At 38.9% G+C, this 22092-nt stretch carries 24 protein-coding genes; 19 read left to right on the top strand and 5 right to left on the bottom strand.

The features are described 5' to 3' along the window. Positions 1-2242: 2242 nt before the first annotated feature. The 17 genes from QZ135_RS13730 (at position 2243) to QZ135_RS13650 (ending at position 14643) form a co-directional block, all read left to right on the top strand. The gene (locus QZ135_RS13730) at positions 2243-2740 is read left to right on the top strand and encodes a hypothetical protein (protein ID WP_294610231.1); all 498 of its coding nucleotides are present in this window, start codon (positions 2243-2245) and stop codon (positions 2738-2740) included. After that, a complete protein-coding gene (locus QZ135_RS13725) occupies positions 2727-4193 on the top strand; it encodes a phage/plasmid primase, P4 family (RefSeq protein ID WP_294610227.1) in 1467 nt (488 codons plus the stop codon). The genes QZ135_RS13730 and QZ135_RS13725 overlap by 14 nt, the downstream gene beginning before the upstream one ends. A gap of 100 nt (positions 4194-4293) precedes the next feature. Beyond that, entirely contained in the window at positions 4294-4890 is a 597-nt protein-coding gene (locus QZ135_RS13720; protein WP_294610224.1) for a hypothetical protein, read from the top strand. A 375-nt stretch (positions 4891-5265) separates the two neighbouring features. Continuing rightward, entirely contained in the window at positions 5266-6099 is an 834-nt protein-coding gene (locus tag QZ135_RS13715) for a DUF6371 domain-containing protein (RefSeq protein ID WP_294610220.1), read from the top strand. Then, positions 6084-6626, top strand: coding sequence for a hypothetical protein (locus QZ135_RS13710; RefSeq protein WP_294610217.1), 543 nt, complete (start codon positions 6084-6086; stop codon positions 6624-6626). Before QZ135_RS13715 ends, QZ135_RS13710 begins: the two co-directional genes overlap by 16 nt. An 8-nt stretch (positions 6627-6634) precedes the next feature. After that, complete coding sequence (locus QZ135_RS13705) at positions 6635-6850, top strand: hypothetical protein (RefSeq protein ID WP_294610214.1); 216 nt, start codon at positions 6635-6637, stop codon at positions 6848-6850. Next, positions 6843-7328, top strand: a complete 486-nt coding sequence (gene dut, locus QZ135_RS13700) for a dUTP diphosphatase (protein WP_294610211.1) — start codon at positions 6843-6845, stop codon at positions 7326-7328. Before QZ135_RS13705 ends, dut begins: the two co-directional genes overlap by 8 nt. Before the next feature lie 270 nt (positions 7329-7598). Further along, positions 7599-8855, top strand: a complete 1257-nt coding sequence (gene iscB, locus QZ135_RS13695; protein WP_294610208.1) for an RNA-guided endonuclease IscB — start codon at positions 7599-7601, stop codon at positions 8853-8855. 33 nt (positions 8856-8888) lie between these two features. After that, on the top strand, positions 8889-9380 hold the full coding sequence (locus QZ135_RS13690) for a lipocalin family protein (RefSeq protein WP_294610205.1): 492 nt from the start codon (positions 8889-8891) through the stop codon (positions 9378-9380). After that, entirely contained in the window at positions 9377-9877 is a 501-nt protein-coding gene (locus tag QZ135_RS13685; protein ID WP_294610201.1) for a DUF6378 domain-containing protein, read from the top strand. Before QZ135_RS13690 ends, QZ135_RS13685 begins: the two co-directional genes overlap by 4 nt. Next, positions 9861-10136, top strand: coding sequence for a hypothetical protein (locus QZ135_RS13680; protein WP_294610198.1), 276 nt, complete (start codon positions 9861-9863; stop codon positions 10134-10136). Before QZ135_RS13685 ends, QZ135_RS13680 begins: the two co-directional genes overlap by 17 nt. Continuing rightward, positions 10136-10822 carry a hypothetical protein gene (locus tag QZ135_RS13675; protein WP_294610194.1) on the top strand — a complete coding sequence of 229 codons (687 nt, stop codon included), beginning with the start codon at positions 10136-10138 and terminating at the stop codon, positions 10820-10822. The genes QZ135_RS13680 and QZ135_RS13675 overlap by 1 nt, the downstream gene beginning before the upstream one ends. 360 nt (positions 10823-11182) lie before the next feature. Then, positions 11183-11422, top strand: a complete 240-nt coding sequence (locus QZ135_RS13670) for a hypothetical protein (protein ID WP_294610191.1) — start codon at positions 11183-11185, stop codon at positions 11420-11422. Positions 11423-11687: 265 nt separating this feature from the next. Continuing rightward, complete coding sequence (locus tag QZ135_RS13665; protein WP_294610188.1) at positions 11688-12023, top strand: DUF3127 domain-containing protein; 336 nt, start codon at positions 11688-11690, stop codon at positions 12021-12023. A 257-nt stretch (positions 12024-12280) separates the two neighbouring features. Further along, positions 12281-12946, top strand: a complete 666-nt coding sequence (locus QZ135_RS13660; protein ID WP_294610185.1) for a DUF2829 domain-containing protein — start codon at positions 12281-12283, stop codon at positions 12944-12946. A 170-nt stretch (positions 12947-13116) separates the two neighbouring features. Further along, entirely contained in the window at positions 13117-13287 is a 171-nt protein-coding gene (locus QZ135_RS13655) for a hypothetical protein (RefSeq protein WP_294610182.1), read from the top strand. Between the two features lie 345 nt (positions 13288-13632). Beyond that, the gene (locus QZ135_RS13650) at positions 13633-14643 is read left to right on the top strand and encodes a hypothetical protein (RefSeq protein WP_294610179.1); all 1011 of its coding nucleotides are present in this window, start codon (positions 13633-13635) and stop codon (positions 14641-14643) included. Here the strand turns inward: QZ135_RS13650 and QZ135_RS13645 are convergent. Further along, a complete protein-coding gene (locus QZ135_RS13645) occupies positions 14633-15445 on the bottom strand; it encodes a hypothetical protein (protein WP_294610177.1) in 813 nt (270 codons plus the stop codon). The two genes, QZ135_RS13650 and QZ135_RS13645, sit on opposite strands and share 11 nt — an antisense overlap. 646 nt (positions 15446-16091) lie before the next feature. On the opposite strand from QZ135_RS13645, the gene QZ135_RS13640 reads away from it, so the two are divergent. After that, complete coding sequence (locus tag QZ135_RS13640) at positions 16092-16520, top strand: DUF5675 family protein (RefSeq protein ID WP_294610174.1); 429 nt, start codon at positions 16092-16094, stop codon at positions 16518-16520. Positions 16521-16612: 92 nt separating this feature from the next. Here the strand turns inward: QZ135_RS13640 and QZ135_RS24915 are convergent, their stop codons facing one another. The 4 genes from QZ135_RS24915 to QZ135_RS13615 all read right to left on the bottom strand — a co-directional run bounded on the left by QZ135_RS24915 (position 16613) and on the right by QZ135_RS13615 (position 21122). Next, positions 16613-17242, bottom strand: a complete 630-nt coding sequence (locus tag QZ135_RS24915; RefSeq protein WP_365978919.1) for a phage antirepressor KilAC domain-containing protein — start codon at positions 17240-17242, stop codon at positions 16613-16615. A 349-nt stretch (positions 17243-17591) separates the two neighbouring features. Then, the gene (locus QZ135_RS13625; protein WP_294610171.1) at positions 17592-17786 is read right to left on the bottom strand and encodes a hypothetical protein; all 195 of its coding nucleotides are present in this window, start codon (positions 17784-17786) and stop codon (positions 17592-17594) included. Between the two features lie 84 nt (positions 17787-17870). Next, the gene (locus tag QZ135_RS13620; RefSeq protein WP_294610167.1) at positions 17871-19400 is read right to left on the bottom strand and encodes a phage portal protein; all 1530 of its coding nucleotides are present in this window, start codon (positions 19398-19400) and stop codon (positions 17871-17873) included. Positions 19401-19406: 6 nt separating this feature from the next. After that, a complete protein-coding gene (locus QZ135_RS13615; protein WP_294610164.1) occupies positions 19407-21122 on the bottom strand; it encodes a terminase family protein in 1716 nt (571 codons plus the stop codon). Positions 21123-21268: 146 nt separating this feature from the next. On the opposite strand from QZ135_RS13615, the gene QZ135_RS13610 reads away from it, so the two are divergent. Continuing rightward, positions 21269-22048, top strand: coding sequence for a hypothetical protein (locus QZ135_RS13610; protein ID WP_294610161.1), 780 nt, complete (start codon positions 21269-21271; stop codon positions 22046-22048). Positions 22049-22092 lie beyond the last annotated feature (44 nt).

The raw sequence follows: 22092 nt of genomic DNA, 5'->3' as shown, positions 1-22092 counted from the left end.
TGTATCTATACGGGCTTACAACCGTTACCAACCACACCAACCACACCAACCAGGCTATAGATGGCAGCTACATTACAATATGTGCGTATCGTATGTTTTTACGGCTTATATATACCGACCAGTATTAAGGCTTATGTATAGGATACAGATACGCGCATACATTAATATTATATCGTATCAGGAGCTAATCACATATCGCACTAAAACATTATCGCCATTATCTAACATTCCGTGCCTCTGCATCGTGGCTAGCTACACCGCTATTTATATTCCGCTTATCCTGGTTTGCGGATCTGTACTATACTGTCACTATAGCAAGCTGTTTCAATACGTCAAGTATCTATTTGTCCTTCCGACACTGCAAACATACAGCGCTTTTGATTAGGTTGTATATTTCATTAACGTTAATTATAAATTAAGCCCGTTTTTTCCAAAATAAATACTTTTTATATGCATATTTTAAATTAATATTGCATAATATTAATAGATCAGACCGCGCAAGACCAATATTATGTTTAATTTCAAGATTTTTCAATGTTAATTTATGTTAAATTTGTTTGTAAGTGTCTGGTAATCAAGGAATTACGAAATCTTCGTAGAAGTCACTTGTAAAGATATTTTATTTGTAAAGATTTCGAAATTCGATTGTCGTAGAAAAGAATTCTTTTTTATTTACAAACATTGAGAATCGCGGTAAATAAACGTGCGTAATTGCCTGTAAATCAGTACCATACCCCCTTTTGTGGGGGCTTCGCGTCGGGTGTGTCGCTCCCGATAATTTTTTTTTCTGAAAAATTTTTTTTCTCCAAATTTTGCTCGGATGGCTGATTTTGCGGTTTGGATGTGTATTTTCGGTAGTTTTCAACAAAATCGGATAAATATTTACATAAAAAGTTACGAAAATCGTAGGTTTTTTGGTGTGTTTCGTAGGTGTGGTTGCATTTTTTATGTCTTTTTTTGCAGTATAAGTTATTGGTTTACAGTATTCTTCGTTGATTTCGTCGTTTTGATATGTATCTATACTAAATTACGTATGCAGTTTTGGTGTCTGTATTTGTATGTGTTATGTATGCATTGTGTATGTATATGTATTGTAATAGAGTATGTAAGGTGTACGTGTATGTATATGTTGTAAATATATATTACTTTTAACATTTAATATGCTATTTAATAGAGAGCAAATTTTTTACGATTAACGATTCAATTTTTTTTGACAAGTATAAAACGTTGAAAATAAGCTGTTTAGTCGTTAATTTTTGCGAGTTTTTTGACAAGTGTTGAAAAACGAAGAGTTTACGAAGTCTACGAAAAATCAACGAATTTCGTAGGTTTTTTACGAATTTCTCCGAATCAATTAGTTGCATATGCAACTATCGGTGTTGAGATTTTTTATTTTATGTTAAATTAAGTCAATTTTACATTTCTTAACGTAGAAAATAATAAGTAAATAAAAAATTATAGTTAAATCATTTTAACTAAAATGAGAAAAATTATGACAAAAATAAAAAATAACAACAATCAACATTTTTTACTTTTCCTGTTCAAAGCATACTGTGGACGTGAAAGTAAAAAATCTTGTGTAAAAGAAGATAAACTATCTTTCTTGACACGTATTTGTTAACCACGTAAACATTTGCAGTTAATTAATTTAACTATTTGTTTTCGTATTGTTTTTTGCTATATATTTGCAGGTGAAATCAGATAAAATGTGTGTGTAAAGATGGAAGAAGAAATAGAGATTAAACTTAGATTGCCCGAATCAAGGCGTGTCGTATGCCTGTCCGATGCAATGCCCGACAGGGAGCGTTGGTACAAGGGGATGAGGGTTCAGACACGGCTGTTCGGGTGGGTTACGCTCGTTAACGTTGCGGACAGACAGTGTTTCCTCAAACTTGACGAGCCGTTGAAGGACGGTACTAGGACGGTTCTTGTGTCGGAAGCGTCCTTCATAAAACGCGTGCCCGTACCTTTAACTGCAAAGTCTATGGCTGCACAGGTCGCTGGTGTCAGCGTGGAGGGTGAGGTGCTGGAGTACGAGAGGAAGATGAAGGACAAATGGGAGAAGGATAGGAAGCGTATAGCCGAGATATGTGCAAGGTACGGGTATGTGCTTCCTTCCGAGTGGAAGCGGTCGTTAAGGAGATTTGCTTCGTGGTGCGAGGACCAGGTAAGACAGTACGGGCATATCGTGGATGCCGACTATCTCATGCGGCATGACACGTCCGTTGTGGGCGGAAGGAGCGTGGATGATCTAAGGTTCGTGCCCGATGTGGATATGGTGGATGGTACCGGGGCGAACGGGAAGCCTTCCGCCGCTCGCGTTTCACGGTGCGCGCTCATGCCGGGAAGCATTGTAACTGCCATACGTAACGCAGGGAACGAGATGGACAAGTCGGTGTCGTTGTGGCGGAACAGCTACTTCGTGAAGATGAGACGTTTCGGATATACGTTCAATACCTGCTGTGACGGGGCAAAGACACGTGATGATGCGTTCACATGGTTCAAGGACATTACCATACAGTACATGGCTGACCTTATAGAGTATTACGGGATAAGACGTGATTCCATCGTGTGCCGGAAGCTGGAGCACATCGCGGACGTGTATTCTTCGCTTGATGATATGGACGCACGCCCTGACATATCAACGGACGATTATGACCTGTATCCTGTTGTGATGTTCGGGAAGGTTGTGGACCGGGAGAAATCGGTAGAGAAAGGAGGGGAAGATGACTGTCGCTGAATCTGCAAAGGCTTCTTATGAATACATCCTTGATTCCGTTATGGGAAAGCTGGCGGACAAGGGTGGTGGTCGAGGTTTCCGTAAAGCAAGGGATGAAGGCGAGTGGAAACGTTCCATATCCGCTATGGTTGAGATGGATATAGCCGATGCGTGCAGGGAGTGCAATTTCAGACGGCACAGGAGCGGTTCCATCATGGCTTTTGACGGTAAGATATTCGTTCCCATGATGAAGGAGGATCTGATGCGCCTGTGTATGGATTTGTGCCGCATAAACGGTCTTAGCGAACTGTACATGACCGATACGAGCGAGCGTTTCTACCGTACCATCATAAAGAACGTGACGCATGAGATATTCAATCCCAAGCGTAACTTCATCACGTTTGACAATTGTGTCCTTGACACGGAAACGATGGAAACGTTCGATTTCTCTCCCATGATAGAATCGTGCATACGTATCAATATCAATTATGACCCGTTGGCGCGCAGCCCGTTGTGGGAGAAGTTCCTGGACGATGTGATTCCTGTGAAGGATACCCAGGATGCCTTGCAGGAGTTTGTAGGGTGTGCTTTTGTTGACAGGAAGAAGATAAAGATGGAGAAGATGTGTTACCTTCTCGGTTGTGGTAGTAACGGTAAGTCGGTGTTCTTTGACGCTGTTGTCAACGCGCTAGGGAAAGATAATGTTTCTTATATGGAGATGGCTGACCTGTCGGGTGACAAGTCTACGTGCGAGTACAATATAGCTATGATAAACGGCAAGCTGCTCAACTACGCTTCCGAGATGGGTGGGAAGGATGTGAGCGGTGGAAAATACAAGAAGTTCATTTCCGGTGAGCCTACTATGGCGCGCCTTCCGTTCGGTGAGCCTTTCCTTGCCGACATGATGCCACCGTTTATGGCCAACCTTAACAAGATGCCTTCCGTTTCGGACCAGACTTACGGCCATTTCAGACGCTCCCTTGTCATTCCGTTTTATCGTGTGTTCAAGGAATCGGAACAGGACAGGTCGCTTCCGTTGAAGCTGTCAAAGGAATCAGCTGCTATCATAAACTGGATCATAGAGGGTGCAAGACGGTTTGTTAAGAATAAAGGTGAGTTTACGAGAAGTTATACGATAGAATCCGTTACGGAGAATGCAAGACGTGATTCCAACAGTGTCCTGTCGTATCTTTACGATTCGGGGTATGATTCTTCGGGAGATATTGAGGAATCGGCTATTCGTGACCGTGACCTGTATGTTAAATACATAGCATACTGCAATGACTGTGGTGTAAGACCTTATAGCAAGAGAAAGATGGTTGACATGATACGCCAGGAAGGCTATTCCGTCACTTCCGCGTGGGATGAGAACAGGAATAGGCTGTTTCAGGTCGTATTAAGACGGAAGTATAATCCTGACGAATATCTTCTCCAACAGGCTGATGATATAATGAAGGAGGATTTGCCGTTTTAAGAGTGGTTTGTTTCGTATTTCTTATTTTAATATTGTTTAACCGTTATTGTTTTTACCATATTGCTTTAATATGTATTTTTGCTGAAAAATTTTATTGTGTATGGATAATAAAGAGATTATTTTATTTGATAGAAGTATTCGTGTTACTTCTGATTGGTATGTATGTGTGTCTGATGCCCAGTGTGCGATAAATGAAGCCCGTAACAGGGTTGGTTTGAAAAGGTATAATTTCAGCCAGTGGTTAAAGACGCTTTACGTAAGTGATATGGTTTGCAGTATTAATGAGAGCGGAAAGGATGCTTTCAAGGTTGAGTTTGACAATGGTTCGGGTAAGATAGAGCAGTATTGTCATTTTGGTGTGTTTGTTAATATGATTTTGTCGGCAAGCCCTGTTAGTGGTGTGCTTGACGATGAGGATTGGTTTAATGATTACGTTTGTGATGTATATTCCATTGACGGTCATGTTTATGAACACGCCAAGATACTTGCCATTGGCGGTTTGTGGCGTTATACTACAAAGAATGCCAGGTTCAGTGATGATATCCGTATGATGGATGATATCATGTATTCCGTTCCCGATGGTGACAAGGATGCCGTGTATAGCCTGTTCTTTGATTTGCTAGGTACGTTTTATTACAATTGGGAGTTTGCGTTGCGTTATGCGAAGAAACTTCTTTTAGGGGGTATGGAGGAATGATTATGAGGTGTTTTATTCGTTTTGTCATGTTTCTCATATATGTTGACATTGTATTTGTTCTTCTTGTGTTTATGGTTCCTGCCGAAATGGTGTACAGGTGGACGAGTGGTCGTAAGCCTGTAGGATATGTTTCATGTCTTTCTGAATTTCTAGGATATCCTGACGGTTATCGTTATACGTTGAGCGATTTCTTTAGGGATATAAAACAGGGATGGCGTAATTTTAAGTAGTATGGGTTCTATTGATTATGAGTATATATTTGCCAATCTTGACACCGTGCTTGGGCTTCCTTTAAGGCGTAGGGGTAAGCGGTGGACGTTGCCTGCAAGGATAAATCTAGAGAGCCATAGCAGGAAGGATAAGCTGGTTTTCTATATGAACAAGTCGGGCAGTATCACCGTTACCGAGCAGGGAGGTGATTCTGTCAACCTGTTTGACTTTCTCGTGTCTTATCTTCCCGGTTGCAGTAGTGCTTCTGATGCTTTTAGGATTCTGTCAAGCCCGGACGGTTGCAGGATGAGTTTGAAGGATTTCTACGAGAGGGAGTATGATTCGGGTAGACAGGAATCAAGGTTTGTTGATGTGAAGTATGTTGACAGGCTTAGCGATGTCGGGCATTGGAAGGGTAATAACCTGTACGAGTACCTTTCAGGTGTTTTCGGTGTTGATTCCGTTAATGATGTGTTTTCAAGGTATAAGGTAGGATGTCTTGGAAAGGAATCCGCTGTGTTCTGGTATTCTGATAAGGATGGTAACGTGTGCCATGATAACAGGATAAGATATGGGGTGAACGGTCACAGGAAGAAGGAAACCCATGCTTTCAGGAAGTTTACTACGGGCGAGGGGTTTACCCATCGTGGTTATTTTAAGCCGTTTTTAGTGGATTATTGCAGCGATGCGATAACTTGTATGGTTGAATCGGAGAAAACCGCTCTGATAGCTTCTATGACTTTTGGTAACGGTTTTATATGGACAGCTTGTGGCGGAATGAATCAGCTTGGAAATAAATTGCCAAAAAATGTTATTTTGTTCCCCGACTTTGATAATAAAGCTATATCTTTGTGGGGTGACAAGGGACGTGTTGCGAGATGGTGGGAATACCCTAGCCTGTCTTTTGGATTGAAGCATAACGATGATATCGGAGATGCTGTCATTAATAATTTGAATAGTATTAACGTTAAACAATTTAGAGAATGGATATTGAAGTAGGAATTGATTTTAAGGAAAATTTTCTTTCATTGCGTAATTATATCTCTTTGGGATTTAGTTGTGACGATATTGATTTCAAGAACGCGGTTATTGCTTCCATTGACAGAATGATGGAAGAAGTGTCGGATGAGTATGATGTGAATTTCTTTGACGCATTGCAGAATGTGATTGACAACCTTAGTGGTATTAATACAGTGGATGATGTTCACGATATTTGCTGTGAATTTTATCATGTGATGGATGAGAACGAGCGTGTAATGCACCGTGAGTTCTTTGAAAAACTGAAAAAATATCGTGAAAGCAAGATTGAACGTATTGTTCCTTTAAAGGGAAAAGACTGCATTGTCATGGGTAATAAGTATGTTGAATTAGGTAGCGGCAAAGAGTGTGTCGTTGACAGTGTTATCCACATGCTTAGTGAGAATGATAAAATGATTAAAGATGCTGTTTTGTATGTAGACCATCTTGGTCAGCGAATAGCGTGCTCTATTGATGAGTTTAGGAAAAAGTTTGGGGTGAGGAAATAAGTCGTGTTATGGCTAATAAAGGAGAAATAAGGATTGACGGTAAGGTGATGGGAAAGGATTACGGCAGGTATTTCTATTCTCCGCGTGGTAATATGTGGGCTGTCACCTTATGTACGTATGACTGTGATGATGGTCGTATGTTTGAAAAAATAGAGTTGTATAGAACGAAGGATCAGGCTAGGGAAGCTGCATTCAGATTAAACACGGATGTTAAAAATGGATAAAGTAAAATTTGTAAAATTAAGACGGGATGCAGTTCTTCCCGAAAAAAAAACTGTTGGTGCTGCCGGATACGATTTGTATGTTCCTGACAACACATTGATAAGAAAAGGTCGTAATCTGATTAAACTTGGTATAGCCATTCAGATGCCATCAAATATGAAGGCTATTATCAAGCCGAGAAGCGGATTTTCCCTGAAAGGTATTATTGGCGTTGACGGGAAGTATCATGACGCAGATGTGTTGGATGGTGTTATTGATTGTGATTATACAGGTTGTATCGGTGTTATAGTGAAGAGTTTTGAGAAAGAGCCTTTCTATATTGCCGCCAAGGAGCGAATTGCTCAGCTTCTTTTCAGTAATTATATTGAGGTTGAATTTGTTGAGGTTGAAAGCCTTGATTCAACGGATAGGGGCGATGGAGGTTTTGGTCACACAAATTTGACTATCCGCAATTATCCCCAAAGGGTGATTTATGGGTAAGCAGATTAGCCTAAGCACAGGTTGTACCTGTGCTACGTTAGAAATGAATGTATAGGAACGTTGGGATGTTTATCCAAGTCCCAACCTCTTCGGTCAGTGATTAAACAGAACCTAAAGGAACGGTGTTGCTGACAACTGAAACCATTTCATAACCTTGGCGATGGGTAACTTACGGGAGAAGTCCTGGGCAGCTTTATTTTAGCTGCCGTAATACTTAAAAATTAGAGATATACAATGGAATAACTTAACTGAAGAAAAACTAATAAACTTATGGTATATGTCCTTAATAAAAATAATGAACCAGTAATGCCATGCTCAGAGAGAAAAGCAAGACTTCTCTTGAAACAGGGAAGGGCTGTCATATACAGAAAGGACGTGTTTACCATTAAACTGATAAATGGAAGCTATGGATACAAACAGCACATAACAATTGGAATTGACTGTGGAAGCAAACATATAGGAATTTCTGCAACAACCAATAAGAAAGAACTGTTCTCGGCAAATGCCGAACTAAGAAATGACATTGTTAAACTACTTTCTGACAGAAAGTCATTAAGAAGAAACAGAAGGTACAGAAAGACAAGATACAGGAAACCAAGGTTTGACAACAGAAGGATTAAAGAAGGGTGGATCGCACCCTCAATCAGACAAAAGATTGACTCACATGTAAGGATTGTCAGTTTAATCCACAAATTGTTACCTGTGAAACAGGTTAATGTGGAGGTGGTTGCATTTGACATGCAGAAGATTAAAAATCCAGACATTAAAAGATCTGAATATCAGATGGGGGAACAACTTGATTCTTATAATGTAAGGGAATATGTATTGTTCAGGGACAATCACATTTGTCAACATTGCAAGGGAAAAAGCAAGGATGATGTATTGCAGGTTCATCATATTGAGAGCAGGAAAACAGGTGGCAATGCTCCTAACAACTTGGTTACACTTTGCAAGACTTGTCATGAAAAGTACCATTCAGGTGAAATAACATTGAATGTTAATCGTGGAAAGTCATTTAGGGATGCGAGTGCAATGAGTACGATGAGGTGGTTCTTGTATGAAGAACTGAAGAGTAGGTTCAGCAATGTGAATATTACTTATGGTTATATTACTAAGTACAAGAGGATTAAGTTAGGCTTGTCTAAGGAGCATTACAACGATGCTTATTGCATAGCTGGTAATCTTAATACAAGTAGGCTTTGCAATCATCATTTAATAAGGTTCATACCTAGGCATAGTAGGATATTGCATGTACAGAAATTCAGCAAAGGCGGTGTAAGAAGAAGTGCTAGTGCTCCTTATTGGCTTAACGGTGGTAAACCTTCAAAACATGGTATTATATTTACTAGATTTGACAAGGTTAAGTTCAATAGTGTTGTTTGTTTCATTAGTGGAAGCAGTAATGGTTTTGCTTCATTAAGAGATATAAATTGGAATAAGGTTCACGGTTGTAAGACAACTGTAACTGTTAATAAATTAGTATTAGTTTCTCGAAGGCGTGGCAGCATGTTGTTTGGGGAATTATGAGGATAGTCATATTCTTCAATAGTATTATTGGGGTTGTGTAGTTGTTCCGATGATAAGGATGATGAATACAAGAATGCTATTATCGGGACATGGGAACTTGTTCAGGTAAAAGTGGATGGTAGATGGTATCCTATGATAAGACCTACTTACGCTAAGTTTAATCAGGATGGTACTTATGTAGGAATGGGCTATTTTGGGAATGGTTACGGTACTTATGATATATCTAGTAAAACCATTACATGTTATGTTGATGGATATGAGTACGTAAGATACAAGATTGTTGAACTGATGTCCAATACCTGTATGCTGAAGATGATGATGGGAGGTGACAGTATGGATATTAAATGTAAAAAAACGATGAAAACAAAAAAGATAAACAAAATTTACGACAAGGGCTATGACAGTGTATTGAACAAGTATTTTATCTTAGCCATGTTTGTTGAGTTTGGTGAAACGAAGTATGACCGTATTTTCTTTTCTGACAAGAAGGATGCGGATAACATAAAGGTAGGTGATTTGTTATGATTGGAGTTACATTGAATAGCAGGGTGAAAATTATAAACCGTGATAAATACATTTCACTTCACGGTGAAGATTCTGTAAGCAAGTCAAATGTGTTCGGTAAATTTGTCACTGTTAAATACTGTTTTGAGAATGGTGAAAAGTTTATTTGTGCGGATGACCAGGGTAAAGAGTATATTCTTTTCTCAGATTGTATTGCTTATGTTGATCATGTTAAAGAGAGAAGCATCCTTGATGAGGCAAAGGATATCCGTAGCAACAGCAGACAGTCTGACTATGGCGATGCAGTAGTCAATTTTGAAAACATTTCCAAGATGGCTTCTTTGATTACTGGAAAGGAATTATCTCCTTATGACTGTGTTGCTGTACAGATAGCTGTAAAGCTATGCAGACAGGGATTCCATAAAAAGCGTGACAATATGGTTGATTTGGCTGGTTACGCTGATATAATGCAATTAATCGTAGACCGGGAAAATTTGGAAAATGGGGAAAAAGGCTGATAACGCTTTGGTTTTTAGGAGAGTCCTAGCGGCAAGCGGACTCTCCGATACTGATGTTAACAGGAAAAGCAGGAAGCATGATATTGTTATGAACCGTGCGCTTGTGTGCTGTGTTATGCGTGACATGGGTTTAAGTATGTCTGATATTTCTTATTTCCTATGTATTGACAGGAGTAGCATATACAATCTTTTTAAATATTCTTCTGAACTTGACGAGAGGGTAAGGGAGATAAAATCTAGGATAAAGGAGGAAAGGTAATGGGTTTGAATAAAGGATGGGGTAAACTTCCCCTTAGTAACAATCTTCTTATTGACGATGAAAAACAGAAGAAGATTGATATAGCAAAGCATATTGATGATGCGAATGAGATGGAGTTATGGGCTGCGTCCGCTTATGTCATAGATACGAATCCTGTCTTGTTTTACAAGGCTACGCACGTTGTTGACGAGGGTATGTCAGAGCGTTCTTTGCTTATGAAAGCCAAGCAATGGGTGAACTCTCCAAGAATAACCCAGATTGTCAATTATGCCAAATCTTCCATGCTTGCTTCCGATTATGTGACACCATCCATGAGGCGTGTATTGGAAGGTGAGAATAAGGAAAAGACAAAGACTTTGATAAACAAGGATAACCTTGAATTTGAAGATGCGATAAGCCTTATAGAAAGTTTCCTAAAGCGTTCTGATATAGATACTGCTGATTTTAAGGATGTGAAAGGTGCACTTGATATGCTTGCAAAGTTCAAAGGTTGGCTTTCTGATGATGATGCTGGTGAAGATTTCTACGACAAGACCACCATAGCGTTTTTTCCATACGATTGCGACAAGTGTGTCCGTGCCAAGGCAGGGTTATGCAACAAGTGTGTATATCATCGTGAATCAACAGGCGATCTTAGTGATGATGAACGTAAATGGATAAAGGAAAACGATACATGGAAAGGATAGTCTATGTCGGTAAGGAAAGCCACTAATTTGACGGTAAGGAATAAAGAAAGGGAAAGGCGTGTAAGGGAAATAGAGGAAGAGGGAGTGTTTGATTATTACCATAAATTTACTCCTGTCCAGTTGTACAAGTACCTTTCGCCTCTATGTAGTATTGATGCGTTACGGGTATTACGTTTGTGTGTATTATCCGCACAGAGGGGAGATAATATGATAACGTTGAAGTTTATAAGGAGGCAACTGAAATATAAGCCTAGGCGTTCTGTTTTTGATTCATTGATAAATGCCGGATTGATAGTAGAACCAGTTCCTAATGTTTTTTCCTGTACGGTGAAGGTGAACGAGTATTCTCATATATTAAGCATGATGCGTATTGATGATAATGCTCCAGATGTTGTAGATGTGGATGATTTAAATTGTTATAAAGTTGTAGCAGAGGATAATATTAGTTACCGTGTTGTTAGCAAACGGGGGAGTGTTATAAAGAGTTTCACTGAAAAGAGTGAAGCAAGCAATTATCTTGACGAACTGTATTTTCCTAAAGGTGAAGATGGTGATGTGGAAGCATTGTCAAAAGAGGAAGAGGAAGAATTAACTGTTTGATTAACAATTTTTATTATTGTTTTTTTGTATTAGTTTATTTTTTAATATTACTTTTGTCGCATGAGATATTGCTATGATAAAAAACGGTATGATTATCTTGTCAACGAGATTTTAAAATGTGGCAAGATACTTAAAGAGAACACCACTAACGGTAAGGAAGTTAGTTGGAAGGTTTTCTGGATAAGGGTGGACGCTCACAAAAGAAGGCTGTCCGCGATGAGAGAATTGGACAAAATAAAGGAAGAAAAATATAAAAAATAAAAAAATGGATTTAGTATTAAATTGTAAAGTAAAGAAAGTAGGTCAGTTACAGGCTGGTACAAGTAAGGCAGGTAATCCTTGGCAGAAGAGAAATTATCTCGTTGAGGAAATTGGTTCCATGTATTCCAAAGAGGTGTATTTCTATGTAATGGGCACCCTGTGTGATCTTCAATTGAAAGAGGGTGATACTATTACTGCCCATCTTGAAATCAGAGCAAGAGAATACCAGGGTAAATATTACAATGAAGTTGGGTGCTTTAAGATAGATATGCCGCAACCATCACCTGATCCATCACCTGCACCTGTCCAGCCTGAAAGACGTGATGATTTACCCTTTTAGCATTGCAATGCTGTCCGAAATGTGTGGTTTTTGCTTATATTGATTAAATTCTTGTTTTTGTTTGCGGATGGAGGTTTATCTTTTTTGCCATATTTCGGGTTTTCCTCCATCCGATTTTATTTGTAGTGGCATTAAGGAACAAATTTACACCATTATAAAGTATTCGGTGATTCTTTTGTGATAACTGATAGTGGGCGTTGGTATCGCCCAGAACGAATTAACGTTTTAAAATGTGTATAAAAATTAACATTAATGCCATGACAAGAGGTGATGCGTGGGGGAAACATCTTCTTAGAGAAAAACCGTCAACGGAAAATTTTGATAATGAGGGCTATCATGCCCGTTATGAAGATGGGTATGAAAGCTGGAGTCCTAAAGATACGTTTGAAAAGGCGTATAATATTGCCGAAACACCAGTTGACCGTATGCAGATAGAAGCCGAAGAACTCAATGGAAGATATGTAAAGTTGGCCGCTTTCATAGATTCAGGGAAAATGGATGAAGTCGTTAATGATATGTACAACAAGTGTTTACTGGAAATGCAGTGTTGTACTATGTTCGACTATATACGGCTTCTTGATACTCGCATACAGCGTATGCAAGGTTCTGATGGTGCTAAAGTAATAAAGATGAATTTTGGTATGGCTATTATGGCTCTCAAAGCAGGCTATCCAATTCGTAGAAGTGGTTGGGACGGTAAAGGTTTGATGGTATTCAAACAAGTGCCAGCTCATATCGAAAGCGACATTATCCCTAAGATGCAATCTCTTCCCCAATCGGCAAAAGACCTTATTCTGAAAGGTAAGGGATTTATTGACTATACAAGCCAGTGTCTTATCTACAATGAGAATACTGGACGCGCTGATTCATGGGTTCCGTCTATCAGTGATGTGTTTGCCGATGATTGGGAAATTGTTGTTTAATTTTGGCTTAATTCGCAATAATTATTATATTTGTACCATAAAAGATCCTTAAAACAATATTTGTCTTATGGACTGTTGCCTGGATCTTAATTCTTTTCATAATTTAAAAGGGGTAGGGGTGGTATAGTCCTTTTCATTTATGCTATAACCACCCCTTATTTACTAAACACATGAGAAAAAAAGAACTTCTTAAAAAGTTGAGAGAGTATCAATCTTGGCGGAAAGGTGCTGACACTCCCATGATGCCGCCATCCGAAGTCACAAGGATTATTGATTCCGCAATAACGGTGATAGAAAAGTCTGATACAAGCAAGGCGAATGCTGTGCTGTTTAAAAAGTGATAGACAAACTTCACATCACTGTCGGTGCTCTGATTTTGGACGGGTATGATGAGTTAGATTCCTGTGTAAAATATGTTAATGATTTAATACGTGAGTTAGATGAAAATTAATTTGTTTGTAAATGGAAATTTGGTGTGCGACCGAAGCAAAGCGAGGGAGCACAGGGGCAGTCTAGCTGCACAGGGGCAGTCGAAGTTATAACACTATGTGGTGGGGAACTTCCTAGTGATTATGACATTTCTGATGCTGTTATAATTGATGGCGATATTCATTGTCGTAGTATCAGTTGTAATGGCGTTGTTGTTTGTAAAGGTTCTTTTACCGTTATAGAGGAAGGGGGTGATTATGGGTCACTCTAACGGTAAAATCACCGCACCTGTAGGGTTGGATAGTGATGTATATCCTACTCTAGGCATCGGTCCTACTAGTGATGGTTATGATTTAGGATATGCTTGTCTTAGCGAAAAAATTAATATGTGGAGTTATATAAAACCCAAAGAAGCGTCTAGCCCTTCATTTGACAACGCTAGTTTACCTGGTATAATTTATGATTCTGTAAATAAGAAATTAGTATATGATAGACCTAAAACATGGGCCAGGCTTACTGATTTTGATGGATACGATCATGGGGCTAAACCTCTTACAATAGATAAAGATATTCTAACTAATCCTGTAGATGCTACAAAGACAACGTTTGTACTTACAATTTCACCATATTGGGCTGATTCTAGGTATAATTGGGGTAAAATACTTGGGGGATTTACTTGGTCTAATATGAAGATAAAGGTGGAAGTATATAATCAATTAAAGAAGTTGGTGGATTCTGGGGTTTTCGTTGTAAGTAGTATTGATAGTACAGGAAAAATTTCAATTACCCTTAATCGCAATAATCTCATATCTATGGGGGATACATATATTTATATTAAGGGTTATTTTTGTGATTACAGTGGAAATGTATTATGCTTAATCCCTACTACATCTGACGGATTTATTCGTAAGCCGATAGTGGTTACTCAAAGTCTTTCTATTACACTTGGAGATACAACAGCCAACGCTTCTGGATTCTCTGTTTACGGACAGTTGACAAATGGGTCTACTTCTTCTAAATGCAGATTAAACATTACAAATAATACTTCTAGTGATTACGTTGCTTCATCCGGCAGACCATACGCTAGATATAGATGGAGAGCGAAAGATGGATCTTATACAGGTCAATGGTCAGGTAATATCTTTATGCCTTCGTGCACAAATATTCCTAAATCATTTACACGTAATGATGTGGTTGATGCAGGAAATCCCCCGTCTTATGGTAATGTTACTCAATGGTATGTTGATTATCAAGTTATTATATATTAAACACTGGATACAATATACACAAGCAATGGGCATGGAACGGCAGCTTAGGTCTGTCTGTGTGTATTCTATATTGCTCGTCAATGCAGAACTGGCATGGGTTCTTAGATGTTACTGCTGTCCTCCATCCCTTGAAATTTGGAATGTTTTTCCATGAGTTGTAATTTGCTTCATTGAAAATTCCTAGAATCATCTGTTGTTCTATAACATACAACTGGCTTATACCGTTTGTAGCATATCCTCTCCCATAGTGTTTCTGTTTGCTTGGCGGAATAAATGATACGTTATATGGTGATGATATGTTGTTCCATATCTTCTTTTGAACCTCATCCGTTATTTTCTCTATATTGTTCGTTTTTGTGGACAGTAATGTATTGGCAAGATATACTTCAACAACAGCGCGGAATCTGTTTGTATTTGTGTTTATTCTCTGCTTTGTCGTTTCTCCACCGTATGTCCTTTCCATATATTCCTTAATGCCGTTGTCCGTCATTGAAATATACTCCCATCCAAGATCATCGTTTAGTTCTAGTGACAGTTTATTGCTTTCCAGTACATATTGGTATATGTCGTTATATATATCCTCACGAAACTTTTTGGTCAGTTCTAGCACTTTTTCTTTTTGGTTATCCGGGAGTTTTGATATTGACTTGAACGATTTAGCCCCTGCCAAAAGGAATATGGCTAGAAGGTCTTTAGAAAACTTCTCCGCACGCTCTTTGGTTGACGATTTTATACCGTTGGCAAGTCTTTTTACCTGGAAGTAATAGTCTGCAATCTTAGATGTTTCTTCTTTGTTGATCATTGGCTTCTACTCTTTCTGTTATTCCGTTTGCTACCATGTTTATCATCAAACTCTTGAAATCGCTTTGGCTGTAAACTTTTTGCCCGATTGATGCTAGAGTTTGAAAGATTACAATTTGATTATCATACAAAACCTTTTGGTTCTGTATGATAGCGTCAAGTTTCGATAATATTTCTCTTTCGTTGTCCATAGTGCAAAGGTATGTATTTTAAACAAAAAAGGCAACAGTAAAGATTCACATCTGCCTGCTGCCAAGTAAAAATCATCGTAATGGTTCATTTATGTGGTGCAAAGTAACAAAAATATGTTTTATATATATATAACTAAACTGAATTTTTAATTAATGTTAACATATTGGTTCACGTTTGTATATAAAAAAGCAAGAGAACAGATTGAGCCTTTCTCTTGCCTAAATGAATAAATCTAAAAAATGCAATATGTTACTGCTAGTTGTATCCATTTAATGCTTTTTGGAAATTGTTGAGGTTGCCAAAATAATATAGACAACCCCATTAAATGATATCTTTAAATAAGTTTTACTTTTTGCAGTTAAATCTGCACATCTAAATATCAACTAGCTTAATTATTACATTGCAAATATAATACTTTTTTTGTACATTTGCAATGTATCAATAAATAAAAAATTATGGAACTATTAGTAGAAAGAAAATGGTGTAAGCCTGATTATACTATAGGACGTTTGTATATTGATGGTGAGTTTTTCAGTAATACGCTTGAAGATCGTGTTGTTGACGTGAATAAGAACGGATTGTTTGATGGAAACGAGAAGAAGGTTTATGCTGAATCTGCTATCCCTTATGGAAGATACCAGGTTATATACAACTGGTCACCAAAATTCGGGCGTAATATGCCAAGACTGTTGAACGTTCCTCATTTTGAGGGTATTCTTTTTCACGCTGGGAATACAGCAAAGGATTCTGCCGGATGTGTCCTTGTAGGTAACAATACATCAAAAGGCAGACTTACCGAATCACGCTATACTTCTGACAAGTTGAACAAATTGATTGACGATGCGATAAAGCGTGGCGAACAGGTTTGGGTTACGATTAAGTAGTGTGTTATCTCATCAACTATGTGTTGAAGGAGTTACAGGAGCGATGTTTTTGTCGCTCCTTGTTTTTTAGTAATAATAGATTATGTACAGTGCTATACTATTCTCGCCAATTTTCCATCGGACGGTTTTCCGCCAAACAGGTGATTAATGTATGCAAGACCTTTTTGTGTGCATAGAACAACCATCACGACAAAACCTGGGTGATTCTCTCTTGGAATAGGCTTTTCTTTCATCTCGAAATACCCAGCATCAATATACTTCTGTTTTGGCTCGTTCCTGTTAGCAAAGAATACTCCTGCTTCACGAAGTTTCTTGAACAAAGAGTTTCTCCCAAAAGGCAAGCCAAGTATCTTTGCCGCCTGTCCTATATCGCACTTGCCTTCCATTGCAAAGGCTTTGTCTGCGAAGTCCGCTTTGGGCTGTAGTTTTTCTATTTGTTTCTGCTGCTTTTTATTTTCCAAAGCCAATCGTTCTTTTTCCTCTTCGGCTTGTATAACCATTAATGCAAGCTCCTTTCGGGAAAGTTCATGCTTGTTTTCCTCACATGCGATAAAATATTTTCTAGCTTGCCTTCCCCGTTCGTTGTTCTCAATCATGGATAGCTCTTTTGCCATACTGATTGATAGAGCATATTCGATTCGTTTAGTAGCTCCTATTTCTCGCTCCACAATTTCGGTGAATGATTGAAAATCAATACCTTCAATAAAATCATAAGATTTAATACGATCTTTAATTCATGTTGAAAAATCCCTTTTACTTTCAAGAAAAGAATGCAAATCACGTGCATTAACGGCTCTCTTACCGTTATTATCACTAATAGGAATAAGTTCATTCGTTGTGACGTTCATATTTTAACGAATTGTGATAAAAAGAAACCCTCCGTAGGTGTGAACGTCACAACATACGCAGGGCATAGAAGTCGCAGATTGTTTCCTTTCTGCCACCTTAGAGGGGTTCTTAATATCTTGTACAAAATCTGTTCGATTTATTTTGCCAAATATTATGTTATGACGTTCACCACAAAGAAAAGCATAATTTGTGATATATCAAAACTTGTGGTGTGATTTTTTTTCACATCAATCCAAGTACCATACCTACTGCTCCCCAGAATACATCTCTCCATTCGGGCACTCCTTGTCTAAGCCACTTATCGTAGACGATTTCTTTTCCCACAAGAATGAACAAGGTTAGTGCTATTGCTGTCCATACGGAGAAAAACCATTGCGCCATGCTTACTACAAGTATTCCTGCAATGAGGTGTTCCATTCCGTCAACTCTCAAATTGTTAAGGCATATATAGTCCAATGCCTTTCTTATTTTTCTTAGAAAGTTTGTAAATTTTCCCATAGTTTAGCTGTTTTCGTTGTTTTCGTTGTTTTCATTATTTTCCTCTATCACCCTAGCTTCCATATCGTTTAATCTTCTGTCTTGTTCGTCCATTCTATCATCTTCGTTATTTGCTGAGAAATCGCTTTCTTCTCTTGCTGTCTGTAATGATATTATTCGGGAGTTTACAAGTTGAACGAGTGTATTGTTCCATTCAGAGAAATCTATGTATGAGTATGGCTCTATGGTAGCGTTTATTCTTAGAGCGTTATAACCTGTTGCGTCACCTTCCATTACTCCTACATAGTATTTGAATATATTCGCCATGTCATTTATGGCTGTATTCATCATTTGTGCATCACTTCTCGCCCATTCCATTTCCGGCTCGTAATACATTGCTGTTGTTCCAGTAGGTCTGTCACCTGACGATGATTGCATTGGCGGAACGACACCGCTTCCGTCAAGTATCCCGTTGTATATGTTGTCTATTTCGGTGAACAGTGAGTTTGAAGCGTCCATTTTACCCATGAACTGTGCATCATCTTCTGCTCCTACACGTAAAATGGAAGTTCCTCCCAATCCGTTTCTTTGAATGTTTATTCTTCCGTTTGTCTTGATAAGTAGCATTTGGAATGCCTGTCGTGTGTTGTATTCTCCTATCATTGACATTAGGAACTCGAAATCGTCTATCAAGTCCTGTACTGCCCCCCAAAATGGAAGTTCAAGACGTAGATATACTACAGGTATAAATCCCAGGTTATGGAATTGATGCAGTTGTATGATATTCCCGTTATCGTCAATATCCGTTGCTATATCTCCGTTGGAATCAAGCGTGTAAAACTCATCTTTAGTCCATACATCGACAAGTGTGTCTGTATGTTCTTCTCCATCAGCCGATATATATGTGGTTGTATATTCCCTTGCGAAAGCTATTCTTTCGCCTCTTCTGTTTTTATGTTCATACAGTATATCTCCTTTTGAGTAGCTGAAAGACCTGTATTTTATCTCGTCCTTATCCTTATATATATATATGGCAGCATCTCCTACCTTTCCAGCTTCGCTTATAAGTTCAAACTTGGCTGTTTCCATGAGAGAATCAGTCCAGTATTCCTTGTATGTTGTCAGCTTATCCCTGTTCTGCTGGTTTGACGCGCTTTTTTTTATCTGGAATTTAAGAGGATTGGTACACAGGTGTGATACCCTTTTCTTATGTATCATCCTTTGGAGAGGGAATGCCCGTCTTTGCAGTACGTAGGGAGTTGATGCCGATTTCTTTTTTCTTTTCTGAGCACCTACATTCGCGCTTTCATCATCCGATGATGTGGCATCATCGTCTGACGGGATACTGTCTTTCCAGTCGGGTCTGTTGTGTATATAATGTCCTGATGTATCCCATTGCGCTAGGAAATCATCCTGTGACATATATTTGTATATCAAAGTGGAGCGTCTTGGCTTTTTCTTTGTTCCTCCACCTCTCCCATCGTCACATCTTGACGGAAGTGCCACTTTGAACGGTTCTTTTCGTAATAAAACGTCTAATTTTAAAATTTCCATAGGTAATTATAAATATTTTAATTCATCCATTATATCGCTAGGTATGTCAATCATTACATCGCATATATCAAAATATGTCCTGTATAAAAATGTTCCTTCTATCAAGTCAGGAGAGCATCCTACAATCTTTTTTGCCTCCTGTTTTTTCAGCAGTCTTAGTTTCCCGTTTTCCCTTTCCACGTCACGTCTTATTGCTCTTCTCTGATCCATCAGTGCTTCCCGTATTGTTTTGTTCACATACGGTTTGTCGAGAAGTTCCGGGTTTATACTGAATCCGCAATATCCTAGGTTTGTTCCTTTTATACGTGTTACCATTTCATCTGCAAGCTGTGCCCTTAGATCGAAATAGAATCTTACAGGTTGATCATCCTTGCTTTTGTCTAGTCTTTTCGGAACACCTCTAAGTATTGCTAGGCTTTCGGGGAATGCGTCACGGAATGTAGGTGCTCCAAGACCGTCAAATGCCAGTCTGTTTTCACCGATTCCCCATTTCCGTAGATTGTTTCTTACCCATCGGTTCAAATCCCTAGGCTTTAATGTGTTTGACCATTCTAGGTCTTGTAAGTGGTGTCCTATGAAGTGCCCCATTACACAAACGTCACCAAGACCGTATGCTATATCCAGTGTAGCACATTCAAAATAATCGTCAAACACAGGCTGAGATGAGAACATTTCCTCCATTTCGTCACGGGTTATCCACTCGTTTCCCCCTTTTATCAGCTTCCATGAACCTAATGCGTTTATGGATACTTCCTGTGCTGTTCCTCCAAGGTTTTTCTGATAGTCGGGATTGGAAGCCATAAGTATCTTGTTATCTTCCAGCCCGGAAGCTATAAAGGTTATGCTCTTGATGTATCTTTTACAGTTTGTTTCGTCAATTTTGGTATTTTTACCGAATCTTGCGATGATATAATCTTTTGCCTGAGCAAATACTTCTTGTGGGCTGTCACCCCATGCTGTTTCATGTATAGTATCTCCATATTGAAAGAAATATCTTACTTTTCCAGATCTTTCTGGAATTGCTATTCCGTCATCGTCTACCCACCATGATACCAGTGCTCTCCAGAAATCGCTGTACGGGTTTGGATTGCACGCGCCTATAAGACTTGTTCTTAGTCCTGATGATGAACGCAATACTGTTTGAAGGTAGTTTATGATAGGTTCCGTTGCCTGTGAGCACTCGTCTATCGCTACCTTCACAACGTTACCACCCTGTTGTCTGTCCTTAAATTCATTTACGCCTTTTTCTCCCGACAAGCAGGCATCCCCGAAATAATCGTATCGTATTTCACCTCCTGCGTCAAGTCTTGAAAGGCGTTTTGAATCAATATACTCACCATAAGGTTCAACCATCTTTGAAACCACTTTAAGAATACCGTCCGCTTTTTCTGCGGATGTCTTGTCCTTACGGAAAACAAGTGCGGAAAATGACGGGTGGTTGCATGAACTCAGTATATCCATTCCAAGACATACGGATTTTCCTCCCCCACGATTCCCGTGAAGTACCTTTATTCCTGCCCTGTTCCTTAGAAATGCCTCCTGTGAACCTTTCTGTGGGGCAAGCATATTTACCTTGTACCCCTTGCTTCTTCTGTCCTCTATATATCTTTGGACGAAATCAAGGCTTTTATATGGTATGATTCCCCTTTTGCCATATCGTTTCAGCGATTTGACAACATCCTTAGTCTTTAATCCTCGGTATTTTAAGTCAATTTCTTCCATCGTTTTCTATGTATCCCGCAAATATAATATTTTTTTAAATATTTTTTTGCTTATACACATTTTTTAACTACATTTGCATCGGTAAGAGGTACTTACTGTGCGCAAAGGTCTTGTGCATGAATCACATAAAAAAAAATAAATAGTATATGGATGAAAATGTAAAAGTCATTTTTGAAGGTATCAAGAATGCGTTAGGAGAAAGTAGCTCCGTTATTACAGATCGTACAATCGAACAGACAATCAATGAGTTCTCAACGTTCGCACCGCAGGAAAATGCGGAAAAGTTCTGGAATGAAAGTGTTGTTAATCATTTAAAGAACACTGTGGCAGGTCAGGTAAGAGCATTTGCGTCTGATAAGCGCAAGGAGTGGGATACAATCAAGGAACAGGAGATATCCAACTTGAAAAAAGAATGGGAAAAATCACATCCTGCACCACAACCTACACCAGCACCGCAACCACAACCTACACCGGCACCAGCACCAACACCAGCACCCGAACCGAAACCGTTTGAGTTGCCCGATGATGTCAAGGCTAAACTTGAAGAGTTTGAAAAGTTCAAGAAAGAGTTTGAAGCTAAAGAGCAGGAGGAAAAGCAGAAGCAGATTGTAACTGAAAAGCGCAAGAAGCTGTCTGATTTGATTAAACGCCCGGAAGCAGGTATGCCTAACGAGTTGTTGCGCAACATCATTTTTGAGAACATTCAGATTTCGCCCGAAGAGGAAGATACAAGCATTCTTCTGAAAATACAGGGAAAGTACAATGAAACGTGTACTAAATACACAAAGGATGGCATTAATCCTTTCATCTCTGACAAGGGTGGTTCTAGCGATGTAAAGTCATTCATAGATAGAAAGAGAGAAGAAGATAAGGCTAACAAGGAAAACAACATTGTCAGCCGATATTACAGTAAAATTAACAAATAGTTTTTTTAATTATGAAAGCAGGAGTTCTTGCAACAAGTTATAGT

The sequence above is a fragment of the uncultured Bacteroides sp. genome (assembly GCF_905207245.1).
GTDB lineage: Bacteria > Bacteroidota > Bacteroidia > Bacteroidales > Bacteroidaceae > Bacteroides.
Note: the sequence above shows the minus strand (reverse complement) of the source record. Positions and strands in the feature narration are given on the sequence as shown.